Source organism: Devosia sp. GW821-FHT12F11 (genome assembly GCF_058806655.1).
In genome coordinates, this window is record NZ_JBXAPX010000007.1 from 344,191 (window position 1) to 362,922 (window position 18,732).

14 protein-coding genes are annotated in these 18,732 nt (G+C 65.6%); 6 read left to right on the top strand and 8 right to left on the bottom strand.

Annotation, left to right across the window (positions count from 1 at the left end):
- Positions 1-137: 137 nt before the first annotated feature.
- From AC1ROK_RS21350 to AC1ROK_RS21375, 6 genes are all read left to right on the top strand, one after another.
- The gene (locus AC1ROK_RS21350; RefSeq protein WP_492850647.1) at positions 138-1,064 is read left to right on the top strand and encodes a tyrosine recombinase XerC; all 927 of its coding nucleotides are present in this window, start codon (positions 138-140) and stop codon (positions 1,062-1,064) included.
- Between the two features lie 120 nt (positions 1,065-1,184).
- A complete protein-coding gene (locus tag AC1ROK_RS21355) occupies positions 1,185-1,910 on the top strand; it encodes a FadR/GntR family transcriptional regulator (protein WP_492850649.1) in 726 nt (241 codons plus the stop codon).
- Positions 1,911-2,121: 211 nt separating this feature from the next.
- Entirely contained in the window at positions 2,122-3,978 is a 1,857-nt protein-coding gene (locus tag AC1ROK_RS21360) for an autotransporter outer membrane beta-barrel domain-containing protein (RefSeq protein ID WP_492850651.1), read from the top strand.
- 417 nt (positions 3,979-4,395) lie between these two features.
- Positions 4,396-5,385 (top strand): DMT family transporter, encoded by a 990-nt coding sequence (locus AC1ROK_RS21365; protein ID WP_492850653.1) that lies wholly within the window; start codon positions 4,396-4,398, stop codon positions 5,383-5,385.
- Positions 5,386-5,495: 110 nt separating this feature from the next.
- Positions 5,496-7,700 carry an autotransporter family protein gene (locus AC1ROK_RS21370; protein WP_492850655.1) on the top strand — a complete coding sequence of 735 codons (2,205 nt, stop codon included), beginning with the start codon at positions 5,496-5,498 and terminating at the stop codon, positions 7,698-7,700.
- A 103-nt stretch (positions 7,701-7,803) separates the two neighbouring features.
- Complete coding sequence (locus AC1ROK_RS21375) at positions 7,804-8,265, top strand: hypothetical protein (protein WP_492850657.1); 462 nt, start codon at positions 7,804-7,806, stop codon at positions 8,263-8,265.
- 22 nt (positions 8,266-8,287) lie between these two features.
- Here the strand turns inward: AC1ROK_RS21375 and odhB are convergent, their stop codons facing one another.
- From odhB to AC1ROK_RS21415, 8 genes are all read right to left on the bottom strand, one after another.
- Positions 8,288-9,634 carry a 2-oxoglutarate dehydrogenase complex dihydrolipoyllysine-residue succinyltransferase gene (gene odhB, locus AC1ROK_RS21380; protein ID WP_492850659.1) on the bottom strand — a complete coding sequence of 449 codons (1,347 nt, stop codon included), beginning with the start codon at positions 9,632-9,634 and terminating at the stop codon, positions 8,288-8,290.
- Between the two features lie 43 nt (positions 9,635-9,677).
- The gene (locus AC1ROK_RS21385) at positions 9,678-12,674 is read right to left on the bottom strand and encodes a 2-oxoglutarate dehydrogenase E1 component (RefSeq protein WP_492850661.1); all 2,997 of its coding nucleotides are present in this window, start codon (positions 12,672-12,674) and stop codon (positions 9,678-9,680) included.
- 161 nt (positions 12,675-12,835) lie between these two features.
- Positions 12,836-13,744, bottom strand: a complete 909-nt coding sequence (gene sucD / locus AC1ROK_RS21390; protein WP_055875565.1) for a succinate--CoA ligase subunit alpha — start codon at positions 13,742-13,744, stop codon at positions 12,836-12,838.
- A gap of 14 nt (positions 13,745-13,758) precedes the next feature.
- Positions 13,759-14,955, bottom strand: coding sequence for an ADP-forming succinate--CoA ligase subunit beta (gene sucC / locus AC1ROK_RS21395; protein ID WP_492850663.1), 1,197 nt, complete (start codon positions 14,953-14,955; stop codon positions 13,759-13,761).
- Between the two features lie 26 nt (positions 14,956-14,981).
- The gene (locus tag AC1ROK_RS21400) at positions 14,982-15,533 is read right to left on the bottom strand and encodes a hypothetical protein (protein ID WP_492850665.1); all 552 of its coding nucleotides are present in this window, start codon (positions 15,531-15,533) and stop codon (positions 14,982-14,984) included.
- Positions 15,534-15,560: 27 nt separating this feature from the next.
- A complete protein-coding gene (mdh, locus tag AC1ROK_RS21405) occupies positions 15,561-16,523 on the bottom strand; it encodes a malate dehydrogenase (RefSeq protein WP_069911434.1) in 963 nt (320 codons plus the stop codon).
- A gap of 127 nt (positions 16,524-16,650) precedes the next feature.
- Entirely contained in the window at positions 16,651-17,811 is a 1,161-nt protein-coding gene (gene zapE, locus AC1ROK_RS21410) for a cell division protein ZapE (protein ID WP_492850668.1), read from the bottom strand.
- A 54-nt stretch (positions 17,812-17,865) separates the two neighbouring features.
- Positions 17,866-18,483, bottom strand: coding sequence for an AprI/Inh family metalloprotease inhibitor (locus AC1ROK_RS21415; protein ID WP_492850670.1), 618 nt, complete (start codon positions 18,481-18,483; stop codon positions 17,866-17,868).
- Positions 18,484-18,732: the final 249 nt, after the last annotated feature.

Genomic DNA, 18,732 nt, shown 5'->3' on the forward strand with positions numbered 1-18,732 from the left:
AGCCCGCGAAATAAGGCAGGCAAAGGGCACCTCACGCCCGCGTGTTGGGTACCCGGGGGTTCGCCAGGTTGGTGATGCAGATCTGCAACATCCGCGCCGTTTGCCGAATCCTAACCGCCAGCGCGTATCCTTCCGGCATGTCCCACGCCATGTTCGCCGACGCCAGCCTTGCCGCCCATATCGCCAACTGGCAGCGCGATCTCGGCGCTGTCAGGCGCCTCGCACCGCTGACGCTCGAGGCCTATCTGCGCGACCTCGGCCAGTTCGTCACCTTCCTTTCCGCCCATACCGGCGGCGAGGTCGGCCTTGCAACGCTGCGCGAGCTTCGCGCCGCCGATATCCGCGCCTTTCTCGCGGCGCGCCGCAGCGAGAGCCTCGGCTCGCGCTCGCTGGCCCGGGCGCTGAGCGCCATCAAGAGCTTCTTCGGCTATCTAGAGCGCGAGGGCATTGTCGCAAGCGAAGCGCTGACCACCATCCGCACGCCGAAGCAGCCGCGCTCGCTGCCCAAGGCGCTGACCGTGCTCGAAGCCAAGGCCACCATCCGCACCACCGACGAGCTCGAGGACACCCCTTGGGTCGCGGCCCGCGACATGGCGGTGATCTCGCTCTGCTACGGCGCGGGCCTGCGTATCTCGGAAGCCCTCGCCATCAGCCGCGCCGATCTTGAAGCGAGCGCCCTGCGCGTCACCGGCAAGGGTGGCAAGACGCGCCTTGTCCCGTTGATCACAGCAGTCCGCCAGGCCATCGACACCTATCTCGGGCTCACTCCGTTCCACCCCGATCCGGACGAGCCGATCTTCCGCGGCAAGAAGGGCGGCCCGCTCTCGCCGCGCCTCATCCAGCTGCGCATGCAGCAACTGCGCGGCGCTCTCGGCCTGCCGCCCTCCGCAACGCCGCACGCCCTCCGCCACAGCTTCGCCACCCACCTGCTCGGCAAGGGCGGCGACCTGCGCGCCATCCAGGAACTGCTGGGCCACGCCTCCCTCTCGACCACCCAGATCTATACCGCGGTCGATACCGAGCGCCTGCTCGAGAGCTATCGGGCGGCCCATCCACGCGCCTGAACCGGACGCATCGCCCTCAAACCCGCTGATTTTGGCAGCTTCGGGCTTCCCGCCTCGTGCTTGAGGCAATACTAGCTATCCGCACCAATCATAATATGGTTCAGATCGGATCGCCCGACCATGCCAGCGAAACTCACTCACCAGCCCGGCGTGAGCCTCTATGCGTCGCTCCTGCAGCAGCTTGGCCTCCGCATCCTCAGGGGGGATCTGCCGCCGGGCACGCAACTGGACAATGTCGAAGCCCTGAGCGCTGCCCACGGAGTCAGCCGGACCGTGATGCGCGAAGTGATCCGCGTGCTGACCGACAAAGGCATGCTCGAATCCCGGCCCCGTACCGGCACCCGGGTTCGCCCGCGCGCCGCCTGGAACTTTCTCGACCCCGACATCCTGGCCTGGCGCTACAGTTCGACCAGCGACCGCACCGATACGCAGGCGTTATTCGAGCTCAGGCGCGCCATCGAGCCGGCGGCCGGTGCGCTGGCGGCGCGGCGCGCCACCCCCGAGCAGATCGACGAGTTGGAGCGATACTTCACCTTGATGGAGCAGTTCGCCGATGACGGACCGCGCTTCGCCGAACCAGACCTCGCCTTTCACCAGCTCATCCTGCGCATGACCGGTAACGAGCTGATCGGCTCGCTGGCCGCCCTGATGGCGGCGGCGCTGGCCATGAGCTTCCGCCTGTCCGATGCCAACCCGCTGGGGCAGCGCCCATCGCTGCCGCTGCACCGCCGGGTGATCGACTGCATCAAAGCCGGCGACGCCGATGGCGCCCGGGAGGCTCTGCTCAGGCTGCTCGACGATGCCGAGCTCGACGTGGCCCGCGCCCTCGGCGCACAGGCGGACTGACGACCGGCGGTTCCCCCCGACTGTCGTTGGCGACACCGGACTGACACGGCGGGGCGTTATCGCGTGTTCGGCTGCGAGCCAGGCCCGGCCGCAGCCCATCATACGATTAATATTATTATTCGTCACCTGACTGTCACGCCGCCTCGTTAGATGCGCTGCCGTAGCTCGTGCGCCTCCGCCAGCACGCAACCCGATAGCGATGAGTCTAGCCATGTATTCCCCATTTTCCGGCGCAGCCCGCCACACGACCCATCTCGTCTCGCAAGCCGTGACTGCAGCCTTGCTCGGCTCCAGCATGCTGACCGGCTTCTGCGCTCCTGCCATGGCCGAAGAGCCGTGGATCATGGTGCAGCGGGATTTCTTCCTCGGTGCCGACCCGGCACGCGGCCAGGGTGTCACCACGGACGGGACCAACTGGTACTTCTCAGGCACCCATTCGCTGGAAATCGCCGATGATGGCTTCAACACCATCAAGATCGACCCCAATGCGATTGCCAACCAACTGCTGATCCCCTCGGAGTTCTCCGCTATCGGGCTCAACCACATCGGCGACATCGACTACGCCGACGGCTACCTCTACATCTCGCTCGACTCGTCCAATCGCGACCCGGGCAACGGCAACCAGAAATACGTCAATCCGGTCTTCGCCATCTATGACGCCAAGACGCTGGCCTATACCGGCCAGGCCTATCGGCTGAACCCGCCACACGGCATCAAGGACATCGCCAGCTGGGTGGCCGTCGATGCCAAGGCAGGCCTTGCCTATGGCATCGCGTATGACAACGCCACCGAACTGACGGTCTACAACCTCGCCGATTTCAGCTTCAAGGAATACATCCCGCTGTCGCAGGTCGTCGACCAGGCTCAGGGCGGCAAGCTGCTCAACGGCTACATGTACTTCGCCACCGACAATGACGAAAAGCTGCTGATGCGCGCCAACCTTGCAACCGGCGAGGTCGAGACGATCGGCAACCTGAAGATCGACGGCGAGCAGGAGGTCGAGGGCCTGTCGATCCGCTGGACCAAGGATGGCTGGTCGATGAACGTCCTCAACCGCGAAGAGAGCACCCCGGGCAGCGGCGAGGAGGGCGTCGGCTTCTACAAATACCTTCGTCCCACCGGCAACGCACTGTCGGGCGAAATCCATGCCGACGTCGCCGGCGCCCTGCTGGCAGATGGTCGCTTCCTGCGCGAAGCGAGCTTGCGCCGGATGCACAACGCCGACGACGCCGGCGCCCCGACCGACGGGGCCGCATTCTGGGGCGAGGCCCTGGCCGCGACCAGCAGCACCGACGCTGTCGGCGATGCCGCCGGTTTCGAGCGCAATTCGGCCGGCTTCATCGGCGGCGTCGAAGGCTCGGTCGGCGACTGGCTGGTTGGCCTGACGGCCAGCTACGCTCGCTCGGACTTCAGCGTCGCCGATCGCGCCTCCACCGGCTCAGCCGACAGCTACCGGCTTGGCGTCTATGGTGGCACCCAGTTCGGCGATCTCGGCCTGCATCTGGGCGCCGCCTTTGGAGCGCACGACATCTCGACCGAGCGCAGCGTCGTGTTCCCCGCCTTCAGCGAGCAGCTCTCGGCCCAGTACGGCGCCCGAACGATCGAGGCCTACGGCGAGCTCGACTATCGGATCGACATGGGCGCCGCGGCACTGTCACCGTTCGCCGGCCTTGCCGTCGTCTCCCGCACAACCGATGCGTTCGCCGAAACCGGCGGCGACACCGCGGCGCTGTCGGCCGAGCAGACCTCGGATCAGAACGCCTTCACCACCATCGGCGTGCGCGTCACCGCGCCGCTCGGCTTCGGTGAGGCGACCGGCAGGTTGCACGGCCAGATCGGCTGGCAGCATGCGCTTGGGGACACTGAGACCGCGATGCAGCTGGCCATCCCCACCGGCGCGTCGTTCGACAGTGTCGGCGTGCCGATCGCCAGGGACGCGCTGAGCCTCGAGGCTGGCCTCGACTTCGTCCTGAACGACGCGGCCAGCCTCACCGCCAGCTATTCCGGGCAACTGGCCGAAGGCACGCAGAACCACGGCGTCAAACTCGGCTTCGGCCTGAAGTTCTGAGCCAGGATGTGAGCACAGTGGAAGGGCGGCCGATGCGGGCCGCCTTTTGCACGAGCATGATCCTTCCCGCCCACCGGCGTCATCCCCGCGCAGGCGGGGACCCAGTGGGATACTTCAGCTCCCGCTGAGGCTGAGACATCGCACTAAGTTCCCGCCTACGCGGGAATGACGCCCAGTTTGGGTCGGCTCCTCCCCACCGAACGCACCGTTCACCCGACCGCCCACTTTACAGCCGCCCTGCCCGAGCGTACCTATCCGCTCATGACCGTTTGCATCCTAATTATTGGCAAAATCTGCCTCATCCCCTCCGGGGACCGGGACGCGACGGCCGTTTGACCCTCGTTTTGCTCACCGGCCCCGCCATCAGGCGCGGTAACCCGGTGATCTGATGGCAGGGGCCAGAACTGGACCCGCCAAATGTCTTCCGAGACTGCGCCTTCCCCGTCCACCGCCCGCCCGGACTTCCGGCAGTTCGCCTGGGCCGGCATCGTGCTGGCACTTGCCGGCGCGGCCTTCTTCGCCACCAAGGGCATCGTCATCAAGCTGGCTTTGCTGGAGGGCATCGACTCGGTGACGACGCTCACCTGGCGAATGATCGTCGCCGTGCCGATCTTCCTGACTGTCGGCATCCTCGGCTACCGCAAGAAGCTGGCACAGCAGCCCCCAGGCGCCCCCCCGGTGCTCACCCTGCCCGTACTGGCGCAGACCCTCGGCGTCGGCGTCATCGGCTATTACGTGGCGAGCTACCTCGACTTCTCGGCGCTCGAATACATCACCGCGCAGTTCGACCGGCTGATCCTGCTCACCTATCCGTTCTTCGTCGTCTTGTTCGGCGCCATCTTCTTCAAGCGCCGGATCACCCTGCCGATGGTCGTGGCGCTGCTCGTCTCCTACCTCGGCATCGGCGTCATCTTCTGGCACGACCTCCGCATCGAGGGCGACAACGTGCTGCTCGGCGCCGCGCTGGTGTTCGGCTCGGCCATCGCCTATGCCGCCTACCAGATCATGGCGAAGCCTTTGATCGACAGGCTCGGCCCGCAGCTCTTCACCTCTATCGCCATGAGCGGCGCCGGCCCGGCGGTGATCGCGCATTTCCTCTTTACCCACCCGGTCAACGACCTCGCGGTCACCGGCAACGGCTTCCTGCTGATGCTCGCCATCGGCACGGTGTCGACCGTGCTGCCGGCCTACTGCATCTCGGGCGCCATCGCATTGATCGGCCCCGAACGCACCGCCATCATCGGCAACGTCTCGCCGGTGGTCACCGTCGGCCTCGCCATCTCCATCCTCGGAGAAGCCTTCACGCCCTATCATGCGATCGGCACCGCCCTGGTGCTGGGCGGGGTGTTCCTGTTCACGAGGAAAGAGAAGCCGAGGGTAAAGGTGCTGGAGGAAAGCACCGCTTGATTCCATCGAGGATTCTCGACACGTCCGCCCCCGGTTCAAACATTCCCGCAACAATCGCCTGCGAGAAATTGCGCTGGATTTGACCAGGGTTGCCGGGGGCGGACGTGGGTTTGTGGACGAGGACAACCGACAATGCCGCGGCAGCACGTGTCGCGCGGCTTGGGCTTTTCGCCACCATTGCTGGCCTCTGCTCCTCGCTGCCGGCGCAGGCGCAATACGTTGTGGCGCCGGGCGCATACCCGACGCTGACCGTCAGCAGCGGCGATCAGTCCGTCACGCAGAGCGGAGCAGTCTCGGTAATCGGACAAACGAGTATCATCGCGGGCACCGGCACCATCAACTTGACCAACAGCGGCAACGACTTCGGCGGCCAGGTCGTCGCCGCGGGTTCGGGTATCGCGCTCACCGACGCAAACGCCCTGCTCGTGGGCGTGCTGAACGCCGACTCAGGCGTCGTATCGCTCAGCGCCAGCGGGATGATCAGCCAGATCGGCCTCGTTGAGGCGGGGACACTCAACCTCAACGGCGGCGATGACGTCACCCTGAGTAACACCGCCAACCGCATCGACTTGCTGGGCAGTGCGACCATCACCGGCGACTTCACCCTGGCCAACAGCCTGGCCCTGAACATCAACTCGCTCACCGCGGACAATGTGTCGCTCCACGTCGCCAGCGGCGTAACCGTGGGCTCCACTCATTCGATCACCGCCGACCAGGTCACCATGAATACTGGCCTCTTGAGCGTGAATGGCCAGATCGATGGCGCCGTGAACATTCTCGATGGCGCATCGCTCGGGGGCACCGGCACGGTCGGCAACACCACGATCGCCAATGGCGGCACCCTGGCGCCCGGCAACTCCATCGGTACGCTCCATGTCGACGGAAACCTGGAGTTCGCGGCCGGCTCGTCCTTTGACGTCGAGGTCGATCCCCTGAGCAGCGCAAGCGACCTTGTCGCCGTTACCGGCAACGTCACCATCAATGGCGGAACCGTCGCCCATATCGGTGGGGCTGGCGACTTCCTCCGCACGACCCGCATCATCCTGACCACTGGAGGCGAGCTCACCGGAGCGTTTGCCGAGGTCGAGTCGATCTATGCCTTCCTAACGCCCCGCCTCATCTATGACTACGACGCCGACATGGTCGCACTCGAACTGGGCCGCAACGATATCGACTTCGTATCGTCGGCAGCGACGCGCAACCAGACCGCCACCGCCCAGGCCATCGACAGCATCGGCATCTTTGCCGCCAACCCGCTCTATGACGCCATCGCTCTGCTGCCCACCGATGATGCCCTGATCCAGGCGAGCTTCGACGCCCTTTCGGGTGAGATCGGCGCGACCCTGCAGGGAGCGCTTGTCGAGGACAGCCGTTTTGTCCGCGACGCCATGGACCAGCGCCTTCGCACCAGCCCGGCTGGACCATCTGACGACTACGTGCCGCTGATGGGCTACGCGCCCAGCACCGAGCCCATACTGCCCTCTCCCGAGCCGGCCGGCTCGACGGTCTGGGCCTATGGCTTCGGCTCCTCCGGCACGGCCGGCGGAGATGGCAACGCCGCCGCACTCGATCATGATATCGGCGGCGTGCTGGTCGGCACCGACGGCCTGCTCGGCGACTGGCGCGTCGGCCTTCTGGCCGGCTACACCCGCTCTGGCTTCGAGGTGGGCGACCGCTCGTCCTCCGGCTCGAGCGACAGCTATCATCTCGGCCTCTACGGCGGCACCGCGTGGGGCGCTCTCGCGCTGCGCACCGGGCTCGCCTATACCCTGCAGGACCTGTCCACCCAGCGTCTTGTCGCCATCCCCGGGCTCGATGACAGCCTCAGCGCCGCCTACGGCGCCCAGACCCTCCAGGCCTTCGGCGAACTCGCCTACGCGATCGAGACTGACGGCGCTCGGCTCGAGCCCTTCGTCAACCTGGCGCATGTGAACCTCACCACCGACGGCTACACCGAAGAGGGCGGCCCCGCCGCGTTGACGGTTGCGGACAGCTCCACCGGCATCACCTTCGCCACCCTCGGGGCGCGGGCAGAACTCGCATTCGAACTGGGAAGCATCGACGCAACCCTGCTCGGCATGCTCGGCTGGCGCCACGCCTTCGGCGATCTCACCCCTACTGTAACTCAGGCTTTCGCCGCGGGTGACGCCTTCACCATCGCCGGCGCACCGATCGCCAGCGACAGCGTCGTGATCGAAGCCGGCCTCGATCTCGCCCTCAACGACACGGCCACCGTAGCCGTGTCCTATCTCGGCCAAATCTCGAGCGAAACCGAGAACCACGGCGCCAAGGCAACCCTGGCCGTCAGCTTCTAGAAGCGGGCGGCGTGCTCGCCACCACTCTCCACCCGCATCCGCACAACGCCACTTGCGGCATGCCACGTACCGGTGCAGCCTCCGCCCAGTGCTGGGGGCAGTCATGGTGCGCATTCTTTCGGGGCTTGCCCTGTTTGTCGTGGTCGTCGCCTTCAGCTGCGGCATGCTTGTCGGCTTCAGCTACGCCGTGGGCTACGGAACCTCCTCGTATGACCTCGACTCGCTTCTCCCCATCATCGCCGTGTTTGCCGCATTCGCCTTGGCCAACTCGATCGTATTGGTCGTTCTGGCGTGGCGCGGCCGGAACCGACCGCTGTCGGACGGGGTGTTGTCACTGAATGTTCTCGTGATCGGCTTCACCCTCGCGCTGCTAGTCTGGATCCTGTGGAAGGGGCCATCACCGTATCCGGACAGCATGCCGATGTTCTACGCCATGCTGACCAGCGGACTGGTCGTCACCTGCCTGATCCCGGCGCACATCGTCGCCGTTCTCGCCCTCCGCCGCACCCCGCTCCTGCGCGGCTTCGTTCCAAAAGCAAAGGGGCCCGCCGAAGCGAGCCCCTGAACATTTGTGCTGACTGGGGGGATCAGAGATCCAGCACCAGCCGCTCCGGCGCCTCGAGGCTTTCCTTGACGCGGACGAGGAAGGTCACCGCTTCCTTGCCGTCGACGATGCGGTGATCGTAGCTCAGCGCCAGGTACATCATCGGGCGGATGACGATCTCGCCGCCGATCACCACCGGCCGTTCCTGGATCTTGTGCATGCCGAGGATGCCCGACTGCGGCGCATTGAGGATCGGCGTCGACATCAGCGAGCCGTAGACGCCGCCATTCGAGATGGTGAAGGTGCCGCCCTGCATGTCGGCCATCGACAGCTGACCGTCGCGCGCCAGCTTGCCCAATCGGGCGATATCCTTCTCGATCTCGGCAATCGACATTTGGTCGGCGTCGCGCACCACCGGCACCACGAGGCCCTTCTCGGTCCCCACCGCCACGCCGATATGGGCGTAGTTCTTGTAGACCAGGTCGTCGCCATCGATCTCGGCATTGACCGCCGGGATTTCCTTCAGCGCGTGCGTCACCGCCTTGGTGAAAAAGCCCATGAAGCCGAGCTTCACGCCGTGCTTCTTCTCGAAGAGTTCCTTGTAGGAATTGCGCAAGTCCATCACCGGCTTCATGTCCACCTCGTTGAAGGTGGTGAGCATGGCGGCGGTGTTCTGCGCTTCTTTCAAACGCCGCGCGATGGTCTGGCGCAGCCGGGTCATCTTCACCCGCTCTTCGCGCACGTCGTCATTGGCGTTCACCGGACCGCGCGGTTGCGCCGGAACCGGAGCAGGCGCCGGCTCGGCCGCCTTGGGGGCCGGAGCGGGTGCAGGCGCTGCAACCGGCGCCGGAGCCGGCTTCGGCGCGGCGGCGACGGGCGCCGCAGCCACCGATGCGGCAGGTGCAGCGACCGGCTTGGCGGCCGCCGCCAGCACGTCTTCCTTGAGGATCTGGCCCCGACGGCCCGAACCGCTGACATCGGCGTCGGTGAGCCCGGCTTCCGCCATGAGTTTGGCGGCGCTCGGCGCCGGCGGCACGGCGGAGCCGTTGCCACTGGCGGGCTTGGGCGCCGGCTCGGCGGCCACTGCTGCCGGCTGCGGCACTTCAGCGGGCTTGGCGGCGGCGGCCGGAGCTGCGGCTGCCACGGCGGCCCCCGCTGCAGCGATCGCCCCGATCAGCGCCCCGACATTGACCGTATCGCCCGGATTGGCGGTGATCGTCTCGAGCACGCCGGCCGCCGGGGCCGGGACCTCGATGGTCACCTTGTCGGTCTCGAGCTCCACCACCGGTTCATCGGCGGCGACGGTGTCGCCCACCTTCTTGAACCACTGGCCGATCGTCGCCTCGGTGACGCTCTCGCCCAGCGTGGGCACCCGGATGTCAGTCGCCATCAGTTTGGTCCTTCAGTTTCTTGCCGCGTCTAGGCGGGCGATTCTACTTGGCGAACGCTTCTTCGAGGAAGGCCTGCAGCTGCTGCAGGTGCGTGCGCATCAGGCCGGTGGCCGTCGCCGCCGAGGCAGCACGGCCAACATAGTGCGGCCGGTCGCCCGGGCGACCCATCTGGTCCATCACCCAGTCGATATAGGGCTGGACGAACGCCCAGGCGCCCATGTTCTTGGGCTCTTCCTGGCACCAGACGATCTCGGCGTTCTTGAACCGGTTGAGTTCGTCGAGCAGTGCCTTGGCCGGGAACGGGTAGAGCTGCTCGAGACGGAGCAGGTACACGTCGTTGATGCCGCGCTTCTCGCGATCCTCGAGCAGGTCGTAATAGACCTTGCCGGTGCACAGGATCACCTTGCGGATCTCCTCGTCCGGCGCCAGCTTGATCGTCGTCTTGGGCACGCCCGGGGCTTCCGCATCGTCCCACAACAGGCGATGGAACGTCGATTCCGGCCCGAACTCGACCAGCCCCGACACCGCCTTCTTGTGGCGCAGCAGGCTCTTGGGCGTCATCAGCACCAAAGGCTTGCGGAAATCGCGCTTCATCTGCCGGCGCAGGATGTGGAAGTAGTTGGCCGGCGTCGTGCAGTTGGCGACCTGCATATTGTCTTCGGCGCAGCTCTGCAGGTAGCGCTCGAGGCGGGCCGACGAGTGCTCCGGCCCCTGGCCCTCATAGCCATGCGGCAACAGCATCACGAGGCCGCTCATGCGGAACCACTTGCGCTCGCCCGACGAGATGAACTGGTCGACCACCACCTGCGCGCCGTTGGCGAAATCGCCGAACTGCGCTTCCCACAAGGTCAGCGTCTTCGGCTCGGCCAGCGAGTAGCCATACTCGAAGCCGAGCACCGCTTCTTCCGAGAGCATCGAGTTGATGACTTCGTAGCGCGCCTGCTGGTCGGCGATGTTGTTGAGCGGCGTATAGGTCTCGCCGTCGCGTTCCTGGTCGTTCAGCACCGAATGGCGCTGGCTGAAGGTGCCGCGCTCGACGTCCTGACCCGACAGGCGAACCGGATGCCCCTCTTCGAGCAGCGTCGCGAAGGCCAGCGCTTCGCCGGTCGCCCAGTCGATGCCTTCGCCCGACTCGATCGCCGCGAGCCGGTTGTCCATGAACCGCTTCACCGTCTTGTGGGCGTTGAACCCGGCCGGAACCGCCGTCAGCCGCTCGCCCAGCTTGACCAGGTCGGCGAGCTCGACGCCGGTATCACCGCGCCGCGGGCCCTCGACATCGGCGCGCTTCAGGTCCTTCCACACGCCATCGAGCCAGTCGGTCTTGTTGGGGCGGAAATCCTGGCCGGCCTCGAACTCACGCTCGAGATGCGCCCGCCAGTCGGCCTTCATCTTGTCGACCTCGTCGATCGACAGCACACCTTCGGCAGCGAGGCGCTTCGAATAGATATCGAGCGTCGTCTCGTGGCTGCGGATCTTGGAATACATCAGCGGCTGGGTGAAGCTTGGCTCGTCACCTTCGTTGTGGCCGAAGCGGCGATAGCAGAAGATGTCGATCACCACCGGGCGGCCGAAGCGCTGCCGGAACTCGGTCGCGACCTTCGCCACGTAGACCACCGCTTCCGGATCGTCGCCGTTCACGTGGAATACCGGCGCCTCGATCATCTTGGCGACGTCGGTCGGGTATGGCGAGGAGCGCGAATACATCGGCGCCGTGGTAAAGCCGATCTGGTTGTTGATCACCACGTGGATCGAGCCACCGGTGCGATGCCCCTTGAGGCCCGAAAGCCCGAGACACTCGGCAATCACGCCCTGGCCGGCAAACGCCGCATCGCCATGCAGCAGCAGCGGCAGCACCACCGAGCGATCGGTCTGGCGCGTATCGGCGAGGAACCGCCCATCGACCGCCGAACGCTGGTCCTGCTTGGCGCGCGCCTTGCCCAGCACCACCGGATCGACGATCTCGAGATGCGACGGGTTGGCGGTGAGGCTCAAATGCACGTTGTTGCCGTCGAACTCACGGTCGGCCGAAGCACCGAGGTGGTACTTCACGTCGCCCGAGCCTTCGACTTCCTCGGGATAGAAGGCCCCGCCCTTGAACTCGTGGAACAGCGCCCGGTGCGGCTTGGCCAGCACCTGGGTGAGGACGTTCAGCCGGCCGCGATGCGCCATGCCGAGCACGATGTCCTTCACGCCGAGCGAGCCGCCGCGCTTGATGATCTGCTCGAGCGCCGGGATCAGCGCTTCCGAGCCATCGAGGCCGAAGCGCTTGGTGCCGGTGAACTTGACGTCGAGGAACTTCTCGAAGCCCTCGGCTTCGACCAGCTTGTTGAGGATCGCCTTCTTGCCCTCGGGCGTGAACTTGATCTCCTTGTCCGGCCCCTCCATGCGCTCCTGGATCCACTGCTTGGCTTCGGGATCGGAGATGTGCATGAACTCGACGCCGACGGTCGAGCAATAGGTCCGCTTCAGGATCTCCAGCATCTGGGGAACCGTCGCGTATTCGAGGCCCAGATAGTTGTCGATGAAGATCTTGCGGCCGTAATCGGCCTCGGTGAAGCCATAGGCAGCCGGCTCCAGCTCGGGCGCCGGCTCATCGGCCTTCATCTTCAAGGGGTCAAGGTCGGCATGCAGGTGCCCGCGCATGCGGTAGGCGCGGATCATCATGATCGCGTGGATCGAGTCGCGCGTCGCCTGCAGCACATCGATGGCGGTCGGCGCCGGTGCGCCGGCAACCTTGGCCTTCTCGACCACCGCCTTCTGCACCTTGACCTGGATCTCGCCCCAGTTGCCGTCGAGCGCCGAAACCAGCTCGCCATTGGCCGACTGCGGCCAATCCTGGCGCTGCCAGCTTGGCCCCTCGGCATTCTTGTCGATGTCGGCGGGAGCATCCTCGAGCCGATCGAAATACGACGCCCAGGTCGGATCGATCGAGGCCGGATCGGCCTTGTAGCGGGCATACAGCCCTTCGATGTAATCGGCGTTGCCGCCGTAGAGGAAAGAAGAGAGCAAGAACTGTTCGTTCTTTTCTTGTCGGGTCATGTCCAGCGTCGCGGGGCGTGAACCCCGCCATCCTTCTCAAACGCCCGGGAAATGCTCGACCGGGCCCTTTTTGCGTTGCGGGCCAAACTGCCCGCAACTTCTTTGTTTGACGTTAAGGCGCGGGAAACCACCCGCGCCCCGTCATTCCTACAGCCCTCGCCTCAGCCTTTTAGTACGTCGGCTAGGGTTTGGCCAATCCTCGCAGGCGACTGCGACACCTTTATGCCCGCACGTTCCATCGCCGAAATCTTGTCTTCGGCGCCGCCCTTGCCGCCAGAGATCACGGCGCCGGCATGGCCCATGGTCCGGCCGGCCGGCGCGGTGCGTCCGGCGATGAACCCGGCCATCGGCTTCTTGCGGCCCTTCTTGGCTTCGTCGATCAGGAACTGCGCGGCGTCTTCCTCGGCGGAACCGCCGATTTCGCCGATCATGATGATCGATTTGGTGGCTTCGTCGGCGAGGAACATCTCGAGCATATCGATGAACTCGGTGCCCTTGACCGGATCGCCGCCGATGCCGACCGCAGTGGTCTGGCCGAGCCCGGCATTGGTGGTCTGGAACACCGCCTCATAGGTAAGCGTACCGGAGCGGGAAACAATGCCCACGGAACCCTTACTGAAGATCGAGCCCGGCATGATGCCGATCTTGCATTCCTCCGGCGTCAAGACGCCCGGGCAATTGGGCCCGAGCAGCCGCGACTTCGATTTGTCGAGCCTGGCTTTGACCCGCACCATGTCGAGCACCGGGATGCCCTCGGTGATGCAGACGATCAGCGGGATCTCCGCGTCGATCGCCTCGATGATGGCGTCGGCGGCGCCCGGCGGCGGCACATAGACCACCGAGGCCGTGGCGCCGGTGCGCTCCTTGCCTTCGGCGACCGAAGCGAACACCGGCAGCGTCGCCGAAGCGTCGAGCCCCGAGGTCCACACCTCGCCGGCCTTCTTGGGGTTCACGCCGCCCACCATCTTGGTGCCGTAATAGGCCAGCGCCTGCTCGGTATGGAACGTACCGGTCTTGCCGGTCAGCCCCTGCACCAGAACGCGAGTGTCTTTGTTGACTAGGATCGACATTGCTTCTTCCTGGCTCAGCGGGTCTTCACGGCGGCGACGATCTTCTGCGCCGCGTCGTCGAGGTCGTCGGCCGAGATCACGTCGAGGCCGGATGAGTTGAGGATGGCTTTGCCTTCCTTCACGTTGGTGCCTTCGAGGCGCACCACCAGCGGCACCTTGAGGCCGACTTCTTTCACTGCGGCGATCACGCCTTCGGCGATGATGTCGCAGCGCATGATGCCGCCGAAGATGTTGACCAGGATGCCCTTCACCGCGGGATCGGCGGTGATGATCTTGAACGCCGCCGTCACCTTCTCCTTGGAGGCACCACCGCCCACATCGAGGAAGTTGGCGGGTTCGGCGCCGTAGAGCTTGATGATGTCCATCGTCGCCATGGCGAGGCCGGCGCCGTTGACCATGCAGCCGATATTGCCGTCGAGCGCCACATAGGCGAGGTCGAACTTGCTGGCCTCGATCTCCTTGGCATCCTCTTCGCTGAGATCGCGCAGCTCCGCCAGTTCCGGATGCCGGAAGGCGGCGTTGTTGTCGAAGCTCACTTTGGCGTCGAGCACCCGGATATGCCCGTTGGCCATGACGATCAGCGGGTTCACTTCGAGCAGCGACATGTCTTTTTCGACGAACGCCTTGTAGAGCGCCGGGAACACCGACTTGGCGTCTTCCGCCGCCGCGCCGTCGAGCTTCAAGGCCGCGACGATCTCGGCCACGTCCTTGGCGGTCACCCCGACCGTCGGGTCGATATCGACCGCGATGATCTTTTCCGGCGTGTCATGCGCCACGGCCTCGATGTCCATGCCGCCTTCGGTCGAGACCACGAACGACACCCGGCCGGTGGAGCGATCGACCAGCAGCGAGCAGTAGAGCTCGCGCGCGATATCGGCGCCGTCCTCGATATAGAGCCGGTTGACCTGCTTGCCGGCCGGGCCGGTCTGCTTGGTCACCAGGGTATTGCCCAGCATTTCCTTGGCGTTGGCGGCGACTTCCGCTGCCGATTTGGCCAGCCGCACGCCGCCCTTGGCATCGGCGGGCAGTTCCTTGAACTTGCCCTTGCCGCGACCGCCGGCATGGATCTGCGACTTCACCACATAGAGCGGTCCGGGCAGCTCCAGCGCCGCGGCTTCCGCCTCATGCGGGGTAAAGATCGCCACCCCGTCGGCAACCGGCAACCCGTAGGTCTTCAGCAGCGCCTTGGCCTGGTGTTCGTGGATGTTCATGCTGCTCCTTCGCCTCGATCCGAGGCCTACGAATTTGTTCCAGAGAAACCGGCGACCAGTTCGCCGGCGCCAGGCGCGATCACGACGCGATCGGCGCTGCAGTCGAACAGCGGCGCCATGGCGCCGATGCCGCGAGCCATGCCGTTGGCCTGTTCGAGCGCCGCATCGACGACGCCCACGACGCAGCCGGGTTCGCTCTCCGAACCGACGCGCGAAATCACCAGCGCCTGCGCCTCACGTCCATCGACGCTGATCAGGTAGCGGATGATCGCCGCCTCGGCGACGCCATCCGCATTGGTCAGCCACTCGACCGTGTCGCCGATAGTGTTGAAAGCCGAGAAAGTCTCGAAGCTGTCGCTCTTGACGCCGAAATCGACATCGAGCCGCGCATCGCCTTCCGAGACGAACACGTCGAGCCCGTCATGACCGGGGCAGCGGAGGTCGGCGCCGCCGTCCTCATAGGTCTTGAGCACCGTGCAATCCGTATCGACGATCTTGCTGTAGACGCTCGCAGCCTGGGCGCCGCCACCGAGGGCGGCGACGGCTGCGAGGGTCAACAGGGCTGATGCGATGCGCATGGTGGCCTTTCGGTCGGACGGGTGCCGTCAGGCCAGCTTCGGCGCGATCTTCTTGCACGCGTCGACGAGACCGTTCACGGCGGCGACCGACTTGTCGAACGCCTTCTGCTCGGAGCCCGAGAGCGATATCTCGACGATCTTTTCCGCCCCGCCCGCGCCGATCAGCACCGGCACGCCGACATAGGTGCCCTTGACGCCATACTCGCCCTTGAGGAAGGCGGCGCAGGGCAGGATGCGCTTCTTGTCCTTGAGATAGCTCTCGGCCATCTCGATGGCCGAAGCGGCAGGGGCATAGAACGCCGAACCGGTCTTCAACAGGCCAACGATCTCGGCGCCGCCATCACGGGTGCGCTGGATGATCTGCTCGAGCTTTTCCTTGCTCATCCAGCCCATCTTGACGATGTCCGGCAGCGGGATACCGCCCACGGTCGAGTAGCGCGGCAGCGGCACCATGGTGTCGCCATGGCCACCCAGCACGAACGCCGTGACGTCCTGCACCGAGACCTTGAGCTCGTCGGCGATGAAGTGGCGGAAGCGCGCCGAGTCCAGCACGCCGGCCATGCCGACCACGCGGTTCGCCGGCAGGCCACTGAACTTCTGCAGCGCCCAGACCATCGCGTCGAGCGGGTTGGTGATGCAGATGACGAAAGCTTCCGGCGCGTATTTCGCAATGCCGGCGCCCACCTGCTCCATCACCTTGAGGTTGATCTCGAGCAGGTCGTCGCGGCTCATGCCGGGCTTGCGCGGCACGCCGGCGGTGACGATCACCACATCGGCGCCGACGATATCCTTGTATTCGGAGGTGCCCTTGAGCGTCGAGTTGAAGCCTTCAACCGGGCCGGACTGGCTGAGATCCAGGGCCTTGCCCTGCGGCACGCCGTCGACCACGTCGAACAGGATTACATCGCCCAGTTCTTTGGTTGCTGCGAGCAGCGCCAAAGTGCCGCCAATCTGTCCCGCACCGATCAGAGCGATCTTCTTGCGCGCCATCCACCGAACCCCGTTTTGCTTATGCTGGAAATTGCGCGCTCCTATTAACCCTAGAGGGTGACGGGGGCAAGTCAGCCGTAGGTCCTAACGCTTCCGATCTGCAGCAATCGCATGGCTTGCCTGTTCGCTAGACAGACGGGGCAGTCGCGACCTCGCCCCGATGCGGCGCGCCCAGGTACTCGGTCGACTGCATCTCGATCAGCCGCGACACGCAGCGCGCGAACTCGGCGCGGGTCTTGTCGTCCTGGCCCAATTCGTCGAGCGGCACGGCAAAGCTGGCCGCGAGCTTGGCGCCACGGTCGTAAAGCGTGTCCACCAGGAGGATGAAGCGCTTGGCCGCGTTCGAGCGCAACCGGTCGAATTGCGGCACATGGTCGATCATCACCGCTTCATAGGCATGGCTGAGCTTGAGATAGTCGCGCGCCCCCAGCGGCTTGTCGCACAACTCCGTGAACTCAAAGCGCGCCGCCCCCATCGCCGCCCGCGGCACCGGAATCGTCCGCCCGAGCGAATGGAGTTCCGCCGGCTCGCCCGGCGCCCCGCCGGTGAGCCTCAGCCACAGCCGGTCCATCGCGGCATCCACCTCGGGGCCGACGCCGAACTGATACACCGCCTCCCCCTCGAACTTCAGCCGCCGATAGTCGGTCGGCCCATCGAGCTCTACGATCTCGGCATGCTGCTTCAACTCGGCGATGAACGGCAGCACCAGTTGCCGGTTGAGCCCGTGCTCGTAGAGGTCGTCCGGCCGGGTGTTCGAGGTCGCAACAACCGTCACCCCGCCGGCGAACAGCTTGTCGAACAGCCGTCCGAGCAGCATGGCGTTGGTGATATCCTGTACCTGGAACTCGTCGAGGCAGAGCAGCCGCACCTCCTCGAGCAGCGGCTTCACCACTGCCGCCACCGGATCGGCGCTCTCGGATTTGCCCTTGCTGGATTTGCGAAACTTGGCGATCGCTTCGTGCATCTCGTCCATGAACTCATGGAAATGCACTCGCCGCTTCTTCTCCGTCGGCGCCAGCGCGAAGAACAGGTCCATCAGCATGGTCTTGCCGCGCCCGACCTGCCCGACCAGATAGGCGCCGCGCACCGGCACCGGCCCGCCGAACAGCCCGCTCAGAAACCCGCGCGAGGCGTTCTGCGCGGCGAGCTCGGTCGCCACGCGATCGAGCGCCGCCGCTGCCTTGAACTGCAATGGATCGGGCGTAAGCGCGCCGCTCTTGGTCAGCGCGTTCAGTCGGTCGGTAACTGGTGTGCCCGCGGGCCCCCGCCGCCGAGTGCGCTCAGCCAAAGCGGCTCCGCTTTGGCGGTTCGAGCGCGCGACCACCGAGACGGCTCGCCACCCTTAGCCGACCATCGTGATGCCCTGGCCGCCCGCCAGGGTGCCGATGAACTGGCTGCCGCTGAGGATCAGCGAGGCGATGATATCGCCGTTCTCGTCGAACAGCTGCACCTGGTTGCCCACCAGCTGCCAGCTCGCCACGACCTTGAGCCCGTTGAGCCCGCAGCCCGGCGTCGAGGCGCGATAGCGCGAGGTGCCGGATTTCGCCGTCTGGGTCAGGTTGAGCTTGCACTGCTCGGCGCCCGACACCACGGTCCAGCCACCCAGCAGCTTTTCGACCGTCAGCCCGGTGGAGAGGTCACGCCCTGATGCCTGCGGCACCGAGCCGAGCGTCGCGAACGAACCGTCGGCATTGGCGACCTGGGCCGGCTGGCCGAGCGCGCCCGGCGCCGGCTGGCCCGGGGTCAGCGGCGCCGGTTGGCCGAGCGAAGCCTGCTGCACCGTGCTGCCCGGCAAGGCATTGAGGTCCGAGCTCGCCACCGACGAGTTCTGGATCGGCGTGATGGTCTCGCTCGACGCGACGCTGGTCGTGGTCACGCCGCTGGAGGCGCAGCCGCTCAGAATGAGCGACAATGCACCCACTACGGCAATGGAAACGCCTGCGCGTCTCGAACTCATCATCGGCCCTGCTCCGCCAGATGGTTAAGAATTGGTGACCGGCGATACAGCCTGAACGGCAAAGCCGTCAACCGCCAAAGCCCCGCTTCCCCTATGCAGCGATTAATGTGGCGGAGTTAGGGAATGGACGCGGGTGCCTGTGGCCACCCCGGTCGATCCATCGTGCCCTCCAGGACCCCCTTGCATGTTGATTTTCGCCGACTCGTAGCAGGTTCGGCGGTCCCCGGCTGGCGGCCACCAGCCAGGGACCGG

Bases quoted from the DNA above. Each gene is read 5' to 3' on its own strand.
- AC1ROK_RS21350 (WP_492850647.1), top strand. From the start codon at position 138: ATGTCCCACGCCATGTTCGCCGACGCCAGCCTTGCCGCCCATATCGCC.
- AC1ROK_RS21355 (WP_492850649.1), top strand. From the start codon at position 1,185: ATGCCAGCGAAACTCACTCACCAGCCCGGCGTGAGCCTCTATGCGTCG.
- AC1ROK_RS21360 (WP_492850651.1), top strand. From the start codon at position 2,122: ATGTATTCCCCATTTTCCGGCGCAGCCCGCCACACGACCCATCTCGTC.
- AC1ROK_RS21365 (WP_492850653.1), top strand. From the start codon at position 4,396: ATGTCTTCCGAGACTGCGCCTTCCCCGTCCACCGCCCGCCCGGACTTC.
- AC1ROK_RS21375 (WP_492850657.1), top strand. From the start codon at position 7,804: ATGGTGCGCATTCTTTCGGGGCTTGCCCTGTTTGTCGTGGTCGTCGCC.
- odhB (WP_492850659.1), bottom strand. From the start codon at position 9,634: ATGGCGACTGACATCCGGGTGCCCACGCTGGGCGAGAGCGTCACCGAG.
- AC1ROK_RS21385 (WP_492850661.1), bottom strand. From the start codon at position 12,674: ATGACCCGACAAGAAAAGAACGAACAGTTCTTGCTCTCTTCTTTCCTC.
- sucD (WP_055875565.1), bottom strand. From the start codon at position 13,744: ATGTCGATCCTAGTCAACAAAGACACTCGCGTTCTGGTGCAGGGGCTG.
- sucC (WP_492850663.1), bottom strand. From the start codon at position 14,955: ATGAACATCCACGAACACCAGGCCAAGGCGCTGCTGAAGACCTACGGG.
- AC1ROK_RS21400 (WP_492850665.1), bottom strand. From the start codon at position 15,533: ATGCGCATCGCATCAGCCCTGTTGACCCTCGCAGCCGTCGCCGCCCTC.
- mdh (WP_069911434.1), bottom strand. From the start codon at position 16,523: ATGGCGCGCAAGAAGATCGCTCTGATCGGTGCGGGACAGATTGGCGGC.
- AC1ROK_RS21415 (WP_492850670.1), bottom strand. From the start codon at position 18,483: ATGATGAGTTCGAGACGCGCAGGCGTTTCCATTGCCGTAGTGGGTGCA.